This is a genomic window from Phenylobacterium sp. (assembly GCF_031412415.1).
Taxonomy (GTDB): Bacteria; Pseudomonadota; Alphaproteobacteria; order Caulobacterales; family Caulobacteraceae; genus Phenylobacterium.
In genome coordinates this window covers 1-15669 of sequence record NZ_JANOCX010000088.1, presented here as the reverse complement: position 1 = coordinate 15669, position 15669 = coordinate 1, and the positions used below count along the sequence as shown (strand labels likewise).

Sequence of the window (15669 nt, the reverse complement as noted above, 5' to 3'; positions counted from 1 at the left end):
ACATCGCGATCTTCGCGTCGTCGAGCGGGATCAGCCGCCAGTATGCGCCCATCGCGGCGGCCGCGGGCTGCCTGGTGGTCGACAATTCCTCGGCCTTCCGCATGCAAGCTGACATCCCGCTGGTGGTGCCGGAGGTGAACGGCGACCTGCTGGCGCGCCGCCCGTCCATCGTCGCCAATCCCAACTGCGTGGCCGCCATCGCCGTCATGGCCCTCCAGCCCCTTCACGCCCACAATCGTATCGTCCGGGTGATCGGGGCGACCTATCAGGCGGCCTCGGGCGCCGGCGCCGCAGCCATGGCCGAGCTGGAAGCCTCCACCGCCGCCTACCTGGCCGGCGAGCCCTATGCGCCGGAGGTCCTGCCCCACCCCTACGCCTTCAACCTGTTCAGCCACAACGCCGAGGTCGACGCGGCCAGCGGCTATAATGGCGAGGAGCTGAAGGCCATGGCCGAAATCCGCAAGATCATGTCGGCGCCGGACATGCGGCTCACCTTCACCTGCGTGCGGGTGCCGGTGCTGCGGGCCCATTCGATGTCGCTGGTGGTGGAGTTCGAGAACCCGGTCACACCCGCCGAGGCCGAGGCCTGGCACTCAGATGCGCCCGGCGTGAAGCTGGTCAACGACCACGCCGCCAACCACTACCCGATGCCCAATGAGGTCTCCGGCCGCGACGAGGTCTCGGTGGGCCGTATCCGCGCCGACCTCTCCGACCCCACCGGCCATACCCTGTCGATCTTCATCGCCGGCGATCAGCTCCTGAAGGGCGCGGCGCTCAACGCCGTGCAGATCGCCGAGGTCCTGGCGCGCTAGAAGGCCGGCTGCACGGCCCCGTGGTAGGTCTTCTCGATGAAGGCCTTAACCGCGGGGCTGGTCAGCGCCGCCGCCAGCTTCTGGACTCGTGGGTCGTCCTTGTTGTCCGGTCGGGCCACCAGGAAGTTCACATAGGGGCTCTGCTTGTCTTCGAGGATCAGGGCGTCCTTGGCGGGATCCAGCTTCGCGTCCAGGGCGAAGTTGGTGTTGATCACCGCCAGGTCCAGCTCGCCCAACACACGCGGCAGGGTGGCGGCCTCCAGTTCGCGGAACTTCAAGCCCTTGGGGTTGGTGGCGATATCGTTCAGCGTCGACAGCGGGTTCGCGGGATCCTTCAACGTGATCAGCCCGCCCTTCTGCAACAGCAGCAAGGCGCGGCCGCCGTTGCTCGGCTCGTTGGGGATGGCGACGCTGGCGCCCTGCGGCAGGTCGGCCAAGGCCTTGTGCTTGCGGGAATAGGCGCCGATCGGCTCGATGTGGACGCCGACCACGCGCAGGAGCTTCGTGCCGCGCGCCTTGTTGAACTCATCCAGATAGGGCGCGGTCTGGAAGTAGTTCACGTCGAGCTGCTTCTGGTCGACCTGCAGATTGGGCTGCACATAGTCGTTGAACACCTTCACATCCAGCTTCAGTCCCTGCTCCGCCAGGATCGGGCGGACCACCTCCAGGATCTCGGCGTGGGGCACGGCGGTGGCGGCGATGGTCAGGGTGTCGGGCGCGCTCTGCGGGGCCTCGCGGCTGCATGAGGCGAGGATCAAGGTGGCCGCGGCGACGATCAGGGTGCGGAACATGAAAACTCCTCGGGATGTCAGCGCCGGCTGACCTTGATGACCAGGCGGTCGCCCGCCCACTGCAGGCCCTGGACCAGGGCCAGAAGCATGAGCACGGTGACCACCATGACGTCGGTCTGGAACCGCTGGTAGCCGAAGCGGATCGCCAGGTCACCCAGCCCGCCCGCGCCCACCACCCCCGCCATGGCGGTGTAGGAGACGAGCGCGATGGCGGTTACCGTGGCGCCGGCCAGGATGCCGGGCATGGCCTCAGGCAGAAGCGCGCCGAACACGATCTGGCGCGGGGTGGCGCCCATGGCCTGGCTGGCCTCGATGACGCCGCGGTCCACCTCGCGCAGGGCGGTCTCGACAAGCCGGGCGTAGAAGGGCGCGGCGCCGACGACCAGCGGCGGGATAGCCCCGGCCACCCCGAGCGACGTTCCCACAAGCAGCACCGTCAGGGGGATCATGATGATCAGCAGTATGACGAAGGGCACGGAGCGCAGGACGTTCACCACCAAGGACAGCGCCGCATAGGCCGCGCGATTGGCCAATAGTTGCCTGGGACCTGTCAGGAACAGGATCACCCCCAGCGGCAGGCCCAGCACGATGCTGAACACCAGCGAGCCGCCCAGCATGATCAGGGTGTCGAGCAGAGCCTGGCCGACATCGGCCCAGACGACGTTGGCAAGCAGCGCCTCCATCACGCCTCCTCCACCCGCACGCCGGCCTCGGTCAGGCGGGCGCGGGCGAGGGCCACGTCGCCGCCCACCAGCGAGACCAGGAGCTGGCCGTAGGGCTCGTCGCGGATACGGTCGATGCGACCGGCCAGGATGGAATAGTCGACGCCGGTGTCGCGGGCGATGCGGCCCAGGATCGGTTCGAAGGTCGCCGCGCCCCGGAAGGTGAGCCGCAGGGTTGGCGGTCCGCCCTCGACCTTGGCCGCCGCCAATCCGGCGGCGTCGGCCACCAACCGCCGGGTCACGGGATGTCGCGGATGCAGGAAGACCTCGGCCACCTCGCCGCTCTCAACCATCGAGCCGGCGTCGAGCACGGCGACGCGATGGCAGACCCGTCGGATCACCTCCATCTCGTGGGTGATCAGCACGATGGTCAGGCCGAGTTCGCGGTTCAGATGCGCCAGCAGGTCGAGGATCTGTTCCGTCGTCTGCGGATCGAGCGCGCTGGTGGCCTCGTCGCACAGTAGGATCCTGGGGTGGTTGGCCAGGGCGCGGGCGATGCCGACCCGCTGCTTCTGGCCGCCGGAGAGCTGGGCCGGATACTTGGCCGCCTGGTCCGACAGGCCCACGAGGTCCAGCAGCTCGGCCACGCGCGCCCCAATCTGGTCGCGTGGCGTCCCGGCGACCCGCAGGGGAAAGGCGACGTTCGCCGCCACCGTCTTGGACGACAGCAGGTTGAAGTGTTGGAAGATCATGCCCACCCGGCGGCGCAAGGCGCGCAGGGCGTCGGCGTCCAGGTCGCCGACGTTGTCGCCGTCGGTGAGCACCCGGCCCAGGCTCGGCCGCTCAAGCCCGTTGATCAGCCGGATCAGAGTGGACTTGCCGGCGCCCGACTGGCCGATGACCCCGAACACCTCGCCGGCCACGACGTCGAGGTTAACGTCCTCCAGCGCCGGCGAGGGCGCGCGCGGAAAGGTCTTGCCGACGGATTGGAAGCTGATCACGCGCCATCCGTAGCGGGACGGCCGCGGCGCTCAAGGTAGAATTTCTAGGAAAAGGGCTAGGCCGTTTCCTTGAGCATTCGGCGACGTTCGACCGAGGAGGGGATACGCATGGCCTCGCGGTACTTGGCGACGGTGCGGCGGGCGATGTCGACGCCGGTTTCCTTGAGGATGTCGACGATGCTGTCGTCGGAGTGGACGTCGCCATCCGTGCGCTCGGCGTCGATCAGCTGCTTGATCTTGTGGCGCACGCTTTCGGCCGAATGGGCCTCTCCGCCGGACGATGAAGCGATGGAGGAGGTGAAGAAGAACTTCAGCTCGAACATGCCGCGCGGGGTGGTCATGTATTTGTTGGACGTCACCCGGCTGACGGTGGACTCATGCATGCCGATGGCGTCGGCCACGGTCTTGAGGTTCAGCGGCCGCAGATGCTCGACGCCATAGGCCAGGAAGCCGTCCTGCTGGCGGACGATCTCGGAGGCTACCTTGAGGATGGTCTTGGCCCGCTGGTCGAGGCTCTTCACCAGCCAGTTGGCGCTGGCCATGCAGTCGGCCACGAAGACCTTCTCCTGGTCCGTCCGCGCCGCGCCCGAGACGCGGGCGTGGTAGCGCTGGTCGACCAGCAGCTTGGGCAGGGTGTCAGTGTTCAGCTCCACATGCCACAGTCCGCCCTGGCCCTCGCGCACGGAGACGTCGGGCGCCACGGGCTGGGAGGGCTCGCCGCCAAAGGCCGCGCCGGGTCGCGGCGTAAGAGCGCGCAGTTCGGCGACCATGTCGCGCAGGTCTTCGTCATCGACGCCGCAGGCCTTGCGTAGCGCGGACATGTCGCGCTTGGCCAACAGCTCCAGATTGTCCAGCAGAGCCATCATCGCCGGGTCGCAGCGATTCAGCTCCTGCAGCTGCAGCATCAGGCATTCGCGCACGTCGCGGGCGAAGACGCCCGTGGGCTCGAAGCCGTGCAGGACCTTGAGGACCGATTCGACCATGGGCAGGCCGCAGCCCAGCCGCTCAGCGGCGTCCTCGAGGTCGCAACGCAGATAGCCACCCTCGTCGACGGAATCGATCAGCACGGTGGCCACGGCGATCTCGCCGGGCGACAGCCGCGCCACGGAGAGCTGGTCGTGCAGGTGCTCGGAGAGGGTCTTTTCCTTGGTCAGCCGGCCTTCGAAATCGTCGCCGTCCTCGAAACCGCCGCCGCCGGAGCCGGCCTTGGACCAGTCGATGGCGCCGCCGGCCTGCTGGGCCTCTGAATCGCCCGTCGCGACCTCGCCGGGCGAGGCCTGATCGTGGGTGATGTCCATGTGCGGCTCTGCGCCGCTGTCGGGAATCTGGTCGACGGAGAAGTCGTCGGACTCTCGGGGCGTGTCCTCGCGATCAGGCTCCTGGTCGCCTTCGTCCCGGGCCAGTAGCGGGTTGCGCTCCAGCTCGCCCTCGACATAGGCCTCGAGCTCGAGATTCGACAATTGCAGCAGCTTGATCGCCTGCTGCAGCTGGGGGGTGATGACCAGCCCCTGGCCTTGCCGAAGTTCCAAACGCGCGCCGAGCGCCAAAGCCGCCTCCTGGCCTGAATCTTGCTCAAGCCTAAGCCGCCCATCCCCACCGATTGGTTAACTTGCCAAAGAATCCCGCGCGGACGCCGGGGGAGCGGCGCCCGCGCGGGCCGGCGTCACGCGGCGACCGCCTCGCGGGCGCGCGACAGGGGGGCCCAGTCATGGTCGGGATAGACACCGGCCATCATTCGATCGACATAGGCGACGAGGTTCTCGAACCGCAGGGCCTGGTCGCGGATCGGGGCTTCGAAATAGGGCGTCATCAGGCCGGCCAGCACGCCAAAGGCGATGGCGTCGACGCCGGTCGCGCGTTGTCCCATCATGAAGGGCTTGTCGCCGAACAGGGCCGAGAGGGCGGCCAGCGAGCGCACGCCCAATCCCAGGACCTCGGCTTCGGAATGGCGGCCCACGCCAACCGCGCGGATGTTGGCGGCCACGGCGTCCTGGATTTCGCGCTTCAGGTCCCGTTGCATTTCAGGCGGCATGCCCGCGAAAAACTGGGCCGGACCCTTCACGTAGTTCTCCGGCATCAGCCACCGGACATGGGCGGTGGTCCAGCCGAAGTGGTTTTCGATCATCCGCTCGATGGCCCAGGCCTGGGCGCGTTCCACGGGGCAGAGACCCTGATCGAAGTCGATCCCGTACTTTTGCTCCAGATGCAGCCGGATGAAGTGGCTGTCGGCGATCATCTCGCCATCGTCCTCGATCCACGGAAGCTGACCCTTGGGCGAGGTCTCCGGCATGGCTGGGACCTTCACATAGTCGAGACCCGCCATCCGCAGATGGACTTCGGTCTTGGTCACATAGGGGCTCACCTCAGGCAGGCCGAAATTGGCGCCGGCGACGTAGAGCGTGATCATTGGGGTCCCTCCTTGATCTGACCCCCTAGGCTTAGCGACGGTCTGCTGCCACCATGCTGTCAGCAGCGTGGCGGCATGCTGCGGACATGACGAAACGGATTTCCATGAGACGCGCGGACCGGCTGTTCCAGATCATCCAAATCCTGCGCCGTTCGCGCGGGCCGATCACCGCCGACAAGGTGGCCGATGAACTGGAGACCTCCAAGCGCACGGTCTATCGCGACATCGCCACCCTGATGGGCCAGCGCGTGCCGATCCGGGGCGAAGCCGGCATGGGCTATGTGCTGGACCAGGGCTTCGACCTGCCGCCCCTGATGCTGACCCCCGACGAGATCGAGGCCGCGGTGTTGGGCGCTCAATGGGTGATCGGTCGCGGCGACCCGGCCCTGGCGCGGGCCGCCGAGGACCTGATCGCCAAGATCGCCGCCGCCGTGCCCGAACGGCTCAGACCCTATGCCCTGGAGCCGACCAGCCGGGTTCCGCCGGCCTGGAAGACCGAGCCCGACCGGGTGGACATGGCTCAGGTCCGCGTGTCGATCCGCGGCGGACGCAAGATCAGGCTCAGCTATCGCGACGAGCAGGAGCGGCCCACCGATCGCATGATCTGGCCCATCACGATCGGCTACATGCAGACCGTCCGACTGCTGATCGGCTGGTGCGAACTGCGCCAGGACTTCCGCAGCTTCCGCACCGACCGGGTGGAGGCGGCCGACTTCCTGGAAGACCGCTACCCTGAGCGTCCCGCCGCTCTGAGGGCCAAGTGGCGCGCCAGCATCGCGACCAGGCCGCATCCGCCGCACAAGGCTCCGGTCCCCGCGTGAGGAGAAGCGCGAGACTTAGCTGACACCTAGTTCTTGTACCGCTCGAACCAGGCCAGGATCGCCTGGGTCTTGGCGCCCGATTGCGAGGGCCGGATGGCGATGCCGCCGTGCGAGGCGTCGGGCACCTTGACCAGGGCTGTCGGCACGCCGCGAAGCTGGAGCGCCTGATAGTACTGCTCGGACTCGCCCACGGGGGTGCGCAGGTCCTTCTCGCCCACCACCACCAGGGTCGGGGTCTTCACATTGCCAACCAGCGCGAGCGGCGAGCGGGCCCAATAGCCCTGCGGATCCTCCCACGGCATCTTGCCGAACCAGTAGCTGGCCATGAAGGCCGCACCGTCGACAGTCAGCACCTGGCTCACCCAGTTGATCACCGGCTTCTGGGTGGCGGCGGCCTTGAAGCGATAGGTCTTGCCGACGATCCAGGCGGTCAGAGCCCCGCCCCCCGAGCCGCCGGTCACGTACAACCGCTGGGGATCGGCCACGCCCTTGGCGACGGCGGCGTCCACCACGCTCATCAGGTCGTCGTAGTCGTGGTCGGGATACTTCTTGTCGATCTCGTTGGCGAAGGCCTGGCCATAGCCGGTCGAGCCGCGCGGGTTGGAATAGACCACCACATAGCCCGCCGCCGCATAGAGTTGGTTGTCCGTCGAGAAGACCGGGCCATAGGCCGAGAACGGCCCGCCATGGATCTCCAGGATCAGCGGATATTTCTTCGCGGGGTCGAAGTTGGGCGGCAGGACGATCCAGGCGTCGATGGCCTTGCCGTCATAGGCCGAGGTCACCGGCAGCTTTTCCACCTTGCCCAGGGTCTTGCCGGTGAACAGGTCGGCGTTGAGCGCCGTCATCTTGCGCGACCCGCCGCCGGCGGTCACGGCCAGGTCGGAGGGCCGCTCAGTCGTCCCTTGGGTGAAGGCCACGGCGCCGGTGTCGGACACGGAGAAGGCGCCGCCCGTGTAGGGACGGTCCAGCGCCGAGCCGGTCAGACCCTCCGCCATCGGGGTGATCCTGCCGTCAAGGCCGATCCTGGCCAGCTTCTTCACCGCGTGGTCGTCGTAGCTCACCACCAGGCCGCGGCCGTCGCGCGACCACTGCGCCGCGTCGATGCTGCGGTCGAGGTTGGCGGTCAGGGACCGGGCGTTCTTGCCGTCACGGTCCATCACATAGAGCTGGGCGTTCTCATAGCTGCGGCGCGCGGCGTCGTCATAGCCGAGATAGGCGATCAGGCGGCCGTCGGGGGAGACCTCCGGCGCCACGTCGGGGCCGACTCGCGTGGTCAGCGGGCTCAGCGCGCCGTCGGCCACCCCGACCTGCCAGATCTCGCTCTCGTTGGGGTCGCGCTCCCAACCCTTGTTGCGGTTGGCGGCGAACAGCACGTGACGGCCGTCGCGGCTCCAGGTCAGGGGTCCGTTGTCGTCGAACCGGCCGAAGGTGAGCTGGCGCGGGGCGCCTCCATCCGCCGAGACCACGAAGACGTGGCTGAAGCCGGGCTTCAACTCTCCATCTCCATCGGCCCGCCAGGTGACGCGGCTCTCGACCCGCAGGGGGGCCGCCCACTTGGCGCCCTCCGGCCTGGCCATCGGCGCCGCCAGCTTGGCCAGCTCGTCGGGGGTCAGCATGGTGATGGCTAGGCTCTTGCCGTCCGGCGACCAGGCCAGGTCTCCCGGCGCCTGCTCGAGAGTGGCGACCTGGGCCGAGCGGCCGCTGGCGATCCAGCGCACGTGGATCTGCGGGCCGCCGTCGGGAGCCGAGACCACATAGGCCAGGCGCTGGCCGTCCGGCGACCAACGGGGCCGGCTATTGGAGCGGTCGTCGGAAACCAGCGGCGTCTGAGCGCCGCTCTTCGGGTCGACCAACCAGATCGACCGCTTGCCCCGGTCGGTCATGATGTCGTTGCTGACCCGCACATAGGCGATCGCGCCGCCATCGGGACGGAACTGCGGATCAGACGCGTATTCCAGCCCGAACAGGTCGCGCGGCGTGAACACCCGCGAGGGCGCTTCGGCCACCTGGGCCGCGACGGGCGTGACGGAAAGCACGGCGCACGCCGCGAACAGAAGGCTGAAGGAACGCATTGAGGGGGGAGTCCTGGCCGCCCCATTGCGGCGCGCCCATAGACAGACCTCAGGTCGGTTTTGTCCAGATAGCTGCGGCCTCAGCCGAAGCGTTCGCCCAGATAGACGCGGCGGACTTCAGGATTGTCGACGATCTCGCTGGGCGAGCCCTCGAACAGGACCTCGCCGGCGTGGATGATCGAGGCGCGGTCGATGATGTCCAGGGTCTCGCGGACATTGTGGTCGGTGATCAGGATACCGATGCCGCGGCCCCTTAGGTAGGAGATCACCTCTCGGATGTCGGCGATGGCCAGCGGATCGATGCCGGCGAAGGGCTCGTCCAGCAGCATGAAGGACGGCTCGCTGGCCAGCGCCCGGGCGATCTCCACCCGGCGCCGCTCGCCGCCCGACAGCGAGATGGCCGGCGACTTGCGCAGATGCTCGATACGCAGTTCGCCCAGCAGTTCGGTGACCGTGGCCTTGGCCCGGGCGACGCTGGTCTCGCGCAGCTCGACCACGGCCATGACGTTCTCCTCCACGCTCATGGCGCGGAAGATCGAGGTTTCCTGCGGCAGGTAGCCGACCCCCATGCGCGCGCGCTGGTACATCGGCTGGCCGGTGATGTTCTCGCCGTCCAGATAGATCGAGCCGTAGTCGGCCGGGATCAGGCCGGTGATCATGTAGAAGCAGGTGGTCTTGCCGGCGCCGTTGGGGCCGAGCAGGCCGACCACCTCGCCCCGCGCCAGGCGCAGTGAGACGCCCTTGACCACCGGGCGACCACGGAACGACTTGCCGACATTATCGACCACCAGGCCCTCGCCGGCGAGTTCCGGCAGGGTGGCGAATTGTTCGGTGCGCACCCTAGCGACGCGGGGCGGAGGGTCCCGCCGCTTGCTTTTCAGGATAGATCACCGCGCGCGGCCGGGTCTTTCCGCCGCGGCCCTTGGAATTGGCCTGCATCTGCGCGTCGCCTGTGGCGACATTGACGACCAGTCGCTCGCCGCGCAGGACGTTCTGGCCGTTCACCGCCACGACATCCCCGGTGATCACGATCTTCTCGCCCAGCACGTCGTAGTCGGCCGCGTCGCCGCGCACCTTCTGCTGGGGAGTCACATAATAGACGTTGCCGAGAGCCTCGACCCGGTCGAGCGCGCCGCAGGTGGCGCCCTTGCCCCCAGCGCGGGCCGCGCCCTTCTTGCTGTAGGTCTTCAACACATCGGCGCGCAGACGGGTGCGATCCTGCAAGGCCTCGGCCGAGCCGCTCCAGATGGACAGGCACTGGGTGTTGATCACCTCCAGCGCGTCGGCGGTGATGTCCATGGGGGCGTCGGAGCCCTGGTCGAGCTGTGCGCTGGCCGGCCCCGCGGCCACCAGGGCGACGGCGAGGGCGCCGGCGGCCCAGCGTGTCATCTCAAGCTTGCTCATGCTCATGAAGCTCATGCGCCCCAAACCCAGTCGGTGGAAGTCTACTTCGATTCAATGCGGCCGCGCACGCCGCCTTTGAAGACCAGACGCTCGCCCTTGTCGTATACGCCATAGGACTTCGCGGTGATTTCGCCAAGCGATCCGACGCCCGAGATCTGGCCCTGGCCTTCCAGTTCGCCGGTGGCGGTGTTGAAGATCGAGCTGGCGGTGTCGAAGTTGGCGTTGGCGCCGTTCATCTTGACCCCGCCGTCCAGGTTCAGCACCCGCCGGTCTTCGCGATAGACCCCGGACTTGGCGGTGATGCGGGTGGGGTTGGCGCCTTCCTCGTCGAGGATCAGGGTCGGCTTGTCCAGGACCACGCGCTGATAGTCGTTCTCGTCACGCACCGCCACGGTGGCGGTCAGCACGAAGGCGCGGCCCTTTTCGTCGCGGCCGACGAAGCGCGGATTGACCAGCTGGATCGGCTCGTCGGCCTCCGACGGCGCGGCGGCGCCGCCCATCACCGTGGCGTGGACCACGAAGCCGCCCATGGACAGCAGGATCAGCACGATGGCCGCCGGGAGCGCGACGCGCAGCCGCCGGATCAGCCGCGAACGCCGGCGCCAGCGGGAAAAGTCCCGGCCGGGCGGCGTGGCGGAGATCGTGGCGGCGGTCACCGAGGGACCTCAGGCGTGAGCGAAGATGTCGACCTCTTCCCATCCCGCCACGTCGAGCATGGCGCGGTGGGGCAGGAAGTCGAAACAGGCGCGGGCGAGATGATCGCGACCCTCGCGAACCAGCATCGCGTCCAGCCGCGCGCGCAGGGCGTGCAGGTGCAGGACATCGGAGGCCGCGTAGGCGAGCTGGTCGTCGGAGAGCTTGGCCGCCCCCCAGTCCGAGCTTTGCTGCGCCTTGGACATGTCGACGCCCAGCAGCTCGCGCGAAACGTCCTTCAGCCCATGGCGGTCGGTATAGGTCCGCGCCAGCTTGGAGGCGATCTTGGTGCAGTAGACGGGAGCGGTCATGACTCCAAGGTGCAGGTGGAACATGGCGATATCGAAGCGGCCGAAGTGAAAGATCTTCACGACCTTGGAATCGGTGAGCAGCCGCTTCAGGTTGGGGCAATCATAGTCGGGGCGGGAAAGCCGCACCACATGTGCGTCCCCCTTGCCGTCCGAGAGCTGGACCACGCACAGGGGATCACGCCCCAGCCGCAGTCCCATGGTCTCGGAATCGATCGCCACGGCCTCGGCGTCCATCAGGACGCCGGCCGGCAAGTCGCCTTCGTGCAGGAAATTAGCCACGGGCTCTCACGCTCCGGATCAAACTGAATCCTCTCACTATAGAGAGGAGGATGGTGCCCAGGAAAGGACTCGAACCTTCACGACCTTACGGCCACTGGCACCTGAAGCCAGCGCGTCTACCAATTCCGCCACCTGGGCCCGATCCGCCGGATCGCGCGAGGGGCGTTCCTTAGGGCGCCGACTTGGCCGGGTCAACGCCCGTTTGCGAGGCGTTCAGCGTCGCGCCGTTCAGGTCGCATTGCCGCGACGCGGCGCATCGTCTATCCGGGCGACGTCGAACTCTTCTGAAATTCAAGCGGGTGTCATGCAGGATCTGGTCACCGTCTTCGGCGGGTCGGGCTTCGTCGGAAGCCAGGTGGTGCGGGCGCTGGCCCGTCAGGGCTTGCGGGTCCGGGTCGCCGTTCGCCAGCCGCACCTGGCCCACACCATGCGCCTGCTCGGCGACGTTGGGCAGATCGAGGTGGTCCAGGCCAATGTCCGGGTCGCCGATTCCGTGCGTCGGGCCCTGCAAGGCGCCACCGCCTGCGTGAACATGGTGGGCGTGCTTTATGAGACCGGTCGCCAGAAGTTCGACGCCGTCCAGACCGACGGCGCGCGCAATGTCGCGGTCGCCGCCAAGGCGCTAGGCGTGACCCGCCTGGTGCAGGTCTCGGCCCTCGGCGCCGACGCCGCCTCCATCTCGAAGTACGCCCGCTCCAAGGCCGCCGGCGAAGCCGCCGTGCGCGAGGCCTTCCCCGACGCCACGATCCTGCGGCCGTCCGTGGTGTTCGGGAACGGCGACGGATTCTTCAACAAGTTCGCCGAGATGGCGGTGATCAGCCCGGTCCTGCCGCTGGTCGGCGGGGGCGCGACCAGGTTCCAGCCTGTGTTCGTCGGCGACGTGGCCAAGGCCGTGGCTCGCGCCGTGTCGGCGACCGACAGCGCCGGCAAGACCTACGAACTGGGCGGTCCGGCGGTCTATTCGTTCCGCGAGATCCTGGAGCTGATCCTGAAGGTCACCGAGCGCCGCAGGATTCTCGCGCCGCTGCCCTTCCCCGTCGCCCGGCTGATCGGCCAACTCTCCGCGCCGCTGGCCATGTTCACGCCGTGGGCTCCGCCGCTGACCGCCGACCAGGTCGAGCTGTTGAAGACCGACAATGTGGTGTCGGGCGCGCTTCCGGGCCTGGCGGAGCTGGGCGTCTCACCGACCACGGTGGAGGCGATCCTGCCGACCTATCTCTACCGCTTCCGCAAGGGCGGCCAGTTCGCCGACCAGACGGAATCGGTCGCGGTCTAGCTTGCTGTGAACTGCAGAACGCCCAATCCGATCACGCCGACCGCGATCCGCCACCAGCCGTAGGGCGCCAAGCCGAAGCGGTTGATGAAGTCCAGCATGGTCCGCACGACGATCAGGCCGGAGATGAAGCTGACCACGAAGCCGACCGCGATGATGCCGAGGTTATCGCTGGTCAAGACGTCCTTGTTCTCCCAGAAATCCAGGGCGAAGGCGCCGACCATGGTCGGAATGGCCATGAAGAACGAGAACTCGGCCGCCGCGCGGCGGTCGATGCCCAGCAGCACCCCGCCGACGATGGTGGCCCCCGACCGCGAGACGCCGGGCACGATCGACAGGCACTGACAGAGGCCGATCCCCAGGGTGCGCTTCCAGGAAAGCGCCATGGAGTCAGCCTCCTTGGGGGCCGGGGCCCAGCGGTCGACGGCGATGAGCGCGATCCCCCCCAGGATCAGCATGACGCAGATCAGACCGGCGCTCTCGAACAGCACCGTCTTGATGAAGTCGTGCAGGGTCAGGCCGACGATCACCGAGGGGATCACGGCGATCACCACGCTGGCGGCGAACCATCTCGCCTTGGGATCGCTGGGCAGGCGAAGGAACACGCCCCATAGGCGTTGGAAATAGAGCACCACGACCGCCAGGATCGCGCCCAGCTGGATCATGACGCTGAAGGTGTCCCAGAAGCCGTCGGGCAGGCCGAGCAGGGTCTTGGTCAACAGCAGATGCCCGGTGGAGGAGACCGGAATGAACTCCGTCAGCCCTTCGACGAGGCCGAGGATGACGGCGTAGATCCAATCGGCCACGGCGGAACTCCTTGCTGGGACGGAGGAAGACAAGGCCGCGAACAGGGTAAACATGACGTTTATCCAATTATTGGACTATATTTTGCCCAAGAAGCGATGGTGGTCGACCAAAGCTTCGGCGATCGGAGCCATCTGGTCTATTTTTGGTACTGTAAGGTTTTCGGCGGGAGCGTTTTTCTGTAGAACCGCGCCGCGCCCACCTTGGGCGGGAGGCGCCGCCATGGCCGAACGAATGCTGAAGTTCACGACCGTCGAGCGGATCACGCCGGCCAAACGCGCGGCGACCGCGCGCGCCGGCGACTTCCACGAGATCTATGCCGACTTCATCGACGCTAAGGCGGCCGAGCAGGCCTCGCGCTGCTCGCAGTGCGGCATCCCGTTCTGCCAGACCCATTGTCCGCTCCACAACAACATCCCCGACTGGCTGCGGATGACCGCCGAGGGCCGGCTGCGGGAAGCCTACGACCTCTCCCAGGCCACAAACTCCATGCCTGAGATCTGCGGCCGCATTTGTCCGCAGGATCGGCTGTGTGAGGGCTCCTGCACCATCGAGCAGTCCGGCCACGGCACCGTCACCATCGGGGCTGTGGAACGCTACCTGACCGACAAGGCCTGGGAAGAAGGCTGGGTCGCGCCCCTGCGCGCCGGTCCCCCGCGCGGCCAGTCCGTGGGCGTGATCGGGGCCGGCCCCGCGGGCCTGGCCGCCGCCGAACGCCTGCGCGAGGGCGGCTACGAGGTCACCATCTATGACCGCCACGACCGCGCGGGCGGCCTGCTGATCTACGGCATTCCCGGCTTCAAACTGGAGAAGGAGGTGGTGGAGCGCCGCACCCGCCGCCTGGCCGAGGGCGGTATCGTCTTCAAGCTGAACTTCGAGGTCGGACGCGACGCCACCCTGGACCAGCTGCGCCAGCGCCACGACTCGATCCTGATCGCCACGGGGGTCTATGCCGCCCGCGACCTGATCGTTCCCGGCGCGGGCTCGGCGGGGGTGACGCCGGCGCTCGACTACCTGATCGCCTCCAACCGCACGGGCCTGGGCGACAGCGTTCCCGCCTTCGAGAGCGGTGAGCTGGACGCGCAAGGCCGCGATGTGGTCGTGGTTGGCGGCGGCGACACCGCCATGGACTGCGTCCGTACCGCCGTGCGCCAGGGGGCGAAGTCGGTCACCTGCCTCTATCGCCGCGACCGGGCCAACATGCCGGGATCGGCCCGTGAGGTCGCCCATGCCGAGGAGGAGGGCGTGGTGTTCGAATGGCTGGCCGCGCCCCGCGCCGTGCTGGGCGAGGCTGGCCAGGCTGCCGGCCTGCGCGCGGCGCGCATGCGGCTGGGCCCGCCCGACGCCACGGGCCGCCAGGCGCCCGAGGAAGTCGAGGATGGCGCCTTCGACCTGCCCGCCGACCTGGTGATCAAGGCGCTCGGCTTCGATCCCGAGGACCTGCCGCGCGCGTTCGACGCGCCCGGCCTTGCGGTCACCCGCTGGGGCACGCTGAAGGCCGACTTCAAGTCCATGGAGACCACCTTGCCCGGCGTGTTCGCAGCCGGCGACATCGTGCGCGGCGCCTCACTGGTGGTCTGGGCCATCCGCGACGGCCGCGACGCCGCCGACGCCATCCACGCCTATCTGAACCAACCCGCGCTGGCCGCGGCGGAGTGAGCGACATGCCCCACCTCCCCCAGACTGAGACGCAGCGCTATCTCACCAACCGCCAGCGCCTGATCGACGGCCACGCCTACAACCCCGCCGACGAGCGCGACGCCTGCGGCGTGGGCCTGGTCTGCGCCCTTGACGGCCAGCCGCGCCGCGAGGTGGTGGAGTTGGCCATCCGGGCCTTGAAGTCCGTCTGGCACCGGGGCGCCGTCGACGCCGACGGCAAGACCGGAGACGGTGCGGGCATCCTGCTGTCCGTGCCTCAGGACTTCTTCGCCGACCAGGTCGCCCGTATCGGCCACACGGTGCGGCCGGGCCCGATCGCCGTGGGCCAGGTCTTCCTGCCGCGCAACGACCTCGGGGCCCAGGAGGCCGCGCGGACCATCGTCGAGGCCGAGGCCCTGCGGTTCGGCTTCTACATCTATGGCTGGCGCCAAGTGCCGGTGGACACCTCGGTGATCGGTGAGAAGGCCAACGCCACGCGGCCCGAGATCGAGCAGATCATGCTGGCGCCGCCTGCCGGCCTCTCCGGCGAGCCGCTGGAGCGCGCCCTGTTCCTATGCCGCAAACGCATCGAGAAGAGGGTCGCCGCCGCCGCCATCCGCGACTTCTACCTGTGCTCGTTCTCGGCCCGCCAGCTGATCTACAAGGGCATGTTCCTGGCCGAGCATATCGACACCTTC

At 68.0% G+C, this 15669-nt stretch carries 15 protein-coding genes, 1 tRNA gene and 1 pseudogene; 5 read left to right on the top strand and 12 right to left on the bottom strand.

Features of this window, described 5'->3' with window-relative positions; all coding sequences use genetic code 11:
- The coding region (locus tag RMO04_RS04750; protein ID WP_309643645.1) for an aspartate-semialdehyde dehydrogenase at positions 1 to 812 on the top strand (812 nt) is incomplete at its 5' end.
- Here RMO04_RS04750 and RMO04_RS04745 read toward each other — a convergent pair.
- From RMO04_RS04745 to RMO04_RS04725, 5 genes are all read right to left on the bottom strand, one after another.
- Positions 809 to 1603, bottom strand: coding sequence for a MetQ/NlpA family ABC transporter substrate-binding protein (locus RMO04_RS04745; protein WP_309643644.1), 795 nt, complete (start codon positions 1601 to 1603; stop codon positions 809 to 811). The two genes, RMO04_RS04750 and RMO04_RS04745, sit on opposite strands and share 4 nt — an antisense overlap.
- Positions 1604 to 1620: 17 nt before the next feature.
- On the bottom strand, positions 1621 to 2286 hold the full coding sequence (locus RMO04_RS04740; RefSeq protein ID WP_309643643.1) for a methionine ABC transporter permease: 666 nt from the start codon (positions 2284 to 2286) through the stop codon (positions 1621 to 1623).
- Positions 2286 to 3266 (bottom strand): methionine ABC transporter ATP-binding protein, encoded by a 981-nt coding sequence (locus RMO04_RS04735; RefSeq protein ID WP_309643642.1) that lies wholly within the window; start codon positions 3264 to 3266, stop codon positions 2286 to 2288. The genes RMO04_RS04740 and RMO04_RS04735 overlap by 1 nt, the downstream gene beginning before the upstream one ends.
- 56 nt (positions 3267 to 3322) lie before the next feature.
- Positions 3323 to 4813, bottom strand: coding sequence for an RNA polymerase factor sigma-54 (gene rpoN / locus RMO04_RS04730; protein ID WP_309643641.1), 1491 nt, complete (start codon positions 4811 to 4813; stop codon positions 3323 to 3325).
- A gap of 116 nt (positions 4814 to 4929) precedes the next feature.
- A complete protein-coding gene (locus RMO04_RS04725; protein WP_309643640.1) occupies positions 4930 to 5673 on the bottom strand; it encodes a glutathione S-transferase family protein in 744 nt (247 codons plus the stop codon).
- Between the two features lie 104 nt (positions 5674 to 5777).
- Between RMO04_RS04725 and RMO04_RS04720 the strand changes: the two genes are divergently transcribed.
- Positions 5778 to 6494, top strand: coding sequence for a YafY family protein (locus RMO04_RS04720; protein ID WP_309643639.1), 717 nt, complete (start codon positions 5778 to 5780; stop codon positions 6492 to 6494).
- Positions 6495 to 6520: 26 nt separating this feature from the next.
- Here the strand turns inward: RMO04_RS04720 and RMO04_RS04715 are convergent, their stop codons facing one another.
- From RMO04_RS04715 to RMO04_RS04690, 6 genes are all read right to left on the bottom strand, one after another.
- Positions 6521 to 8569: a S9 family peptidase gene (locus RMO04_RS04715; RefSeq protein WP_309643638.1), complete on the bottom strand. Its 2049-nt coding sequence runs from the start codon at positions 8567 to 8569 to the stop codon at positions 6521 to 6523.
- Positions 8570 to 8649: 80 nt separating this feature from the next.
- Entirely contained in the window at positions 8650 to 9384 is a 735-nt protein-coding gene (lptB, locus tag RMO04_RS04710) for an LPS export ABC transporter ATP-binding protein (protein ID WP_309643646.1), read from the bottom strand.
- A gap of 25 nt (positions 9385 to 9409) precedes the next feature.
- A complete protein-coding gene (locus tag RMO04_RS04705; protein ID WP_309643637.1) occupies positions 9410 to 9973 on the bottom strand; it encodes an LptA/OstA family protein in 564 nt (187 codons plus the stop codon).
- Between the two features lie 41 nt (positions 9974 to 10014).
- Positions 10015 to 10629: an LPS export ABC transporter periplasmic protein LptC gene (gene lptC / locus RMO04_RS04700; RefSeq protein WP_309643636.1), complete on the bottom strand. Its 615-nt coding sequence runs from the start codon at positions 10627 to 10629 to the stop codon at positions 10015 to 10017.
- 9 nt (positions 10630 to 10638) lie between these two features.
- Positions 10639 to 11256: a ribonuclease D gene (locus tag RMO04_RS04695; RefSeq protein ID WP_309643635.1), complete on the bottom strand. Its 618-nt coding sequence runs from the start codon at positions 11254 to 11256 to the stop codon at positions 10639 to 10641.
- Between the two features lie 51 nt (positions 11257 to 11307).
- A tRNA-Leu gene (locus tag RMO04_RS04690) sits at positions 11308 to 11394 on the bottom strand.
- Between the two features lie 166 nt (positions 11395 to 11560).
- On the opposite strand from RMO04_RS04690, the gene RMO04_RS04685 reads away from it, so the two are divergent.
- Positions 11561 to 12532 carry a complex I NDUFA9 subunit family protein gene (locus RMO04_RS04685; RefSeq protein WP_309643634.1) on the top strand — a complete coding sequence of 324 codons (972 nt, stop codon included), beginning with the start codon at positions 11561 to 11563 and terminating at the stop codon, positions 12530 to 12532.
- On the opposite strand, the gene RMO04_RS04680 is transcribed toward RMO04_RS04685, so the two are convergent.
- Complete coding sequence (locus tag RMO04_RS04680) at positions 12529 to 13335, bottom strand: undecaprenyl-diphosphate phosphatase (protein ID WP_309643633.1); 807 nt, start codon at positions 13333 to 13335, stop codon at positions 12529 to 12531. The genes RMO04_RS04685 and RMO04_RS04680 overlap by 4 nt on opposite strands.
- Positions 13336 to 13555: 220 nt before the next feature.
- Between RMO04_RS04680 and RMO04_RS04675 the strand changes: the two genes are divergently transcribed.
- Both RMO04_RS04675 and RMO04_RS04670 read left to right on the top strand, forming a co-directional pair.
- The gene (locus RMO04_RS04675) at positions 13556 to 14992 is read left to right on the top strand and encodes an NAD(P)-dependent oxidoreductase (RefSeq protein ID WP_309643632.1); all 1437 of its coding nucleotides are present in this window, start codon (positions 13556 to 13558) and stop codon (positions 14990 to 14992) included.
- Between the two features lie 5 nt (positions 14993 to 14997).
- Positions 14998 to 15669: pseudogene (locus RMO04_RS04670) on the top strand (glutamate synthase large subunit); the annotation flags it as partial.

Coding starts and splice junctions, on each gene's coding strand:
- RMO04_RS04745 (WP_309643644.1), bottom strand. CDS start 1,603: ATGTTCCGCACCCTGATCGTCGCCGCGGCCACCTTGATCCTCGCCTCA.
- RMO04_RS04740 (WP_309643643.1), bottom strand. CDS start 2,286: ATGGAGGCGCTGCTTGCCAACGTCGTCTGGGCCGATGTCGGCCAGGCT.
- RMO04_RS04725 (WP_309643640.1), bottom strand. CDS start 5,673: ATGATCACGCTCTACGTCGCCGGCGCCAATTTCGGCCTGCCTGAGGTG.
- RMO04_RS04720 (WP_309643639.1), top strand. CDS start 5,778: ATGAGACGCGCGGACCGGCTGTTCCAGATCATCCAAATCCTGCGCCGT.
- RMO04_RS04715 (WP_309643638.1), bottom strand. CDS start 8,569: ATGCGTTCCTTCAGCCTTCTGTTCGCGGCGTGCGCCGTGCTTTCCGTC.
- RMO04_RS04705 (WP_309643637.1), bottom strand. CDS start 9,973: ATGAGCAAGCTTGAGATGACACGCTGGGCCGCCGGCGCCCTCGCCGTC.
- RMO04_RS04685 (WP_309643634.1), top strand. CDS start 11,561: ATGCAGGATCTGGTCACCGTCTTCGGCGGGTCGGGCTTCGTCGGAAGC.
- RMO04_RS04675 (WP_309643632.1), top strand. CDS start 13,556: ATGGCCGAACGAATGCTGAAGTTCACGACCGTCGAGCGGATCACGCCG.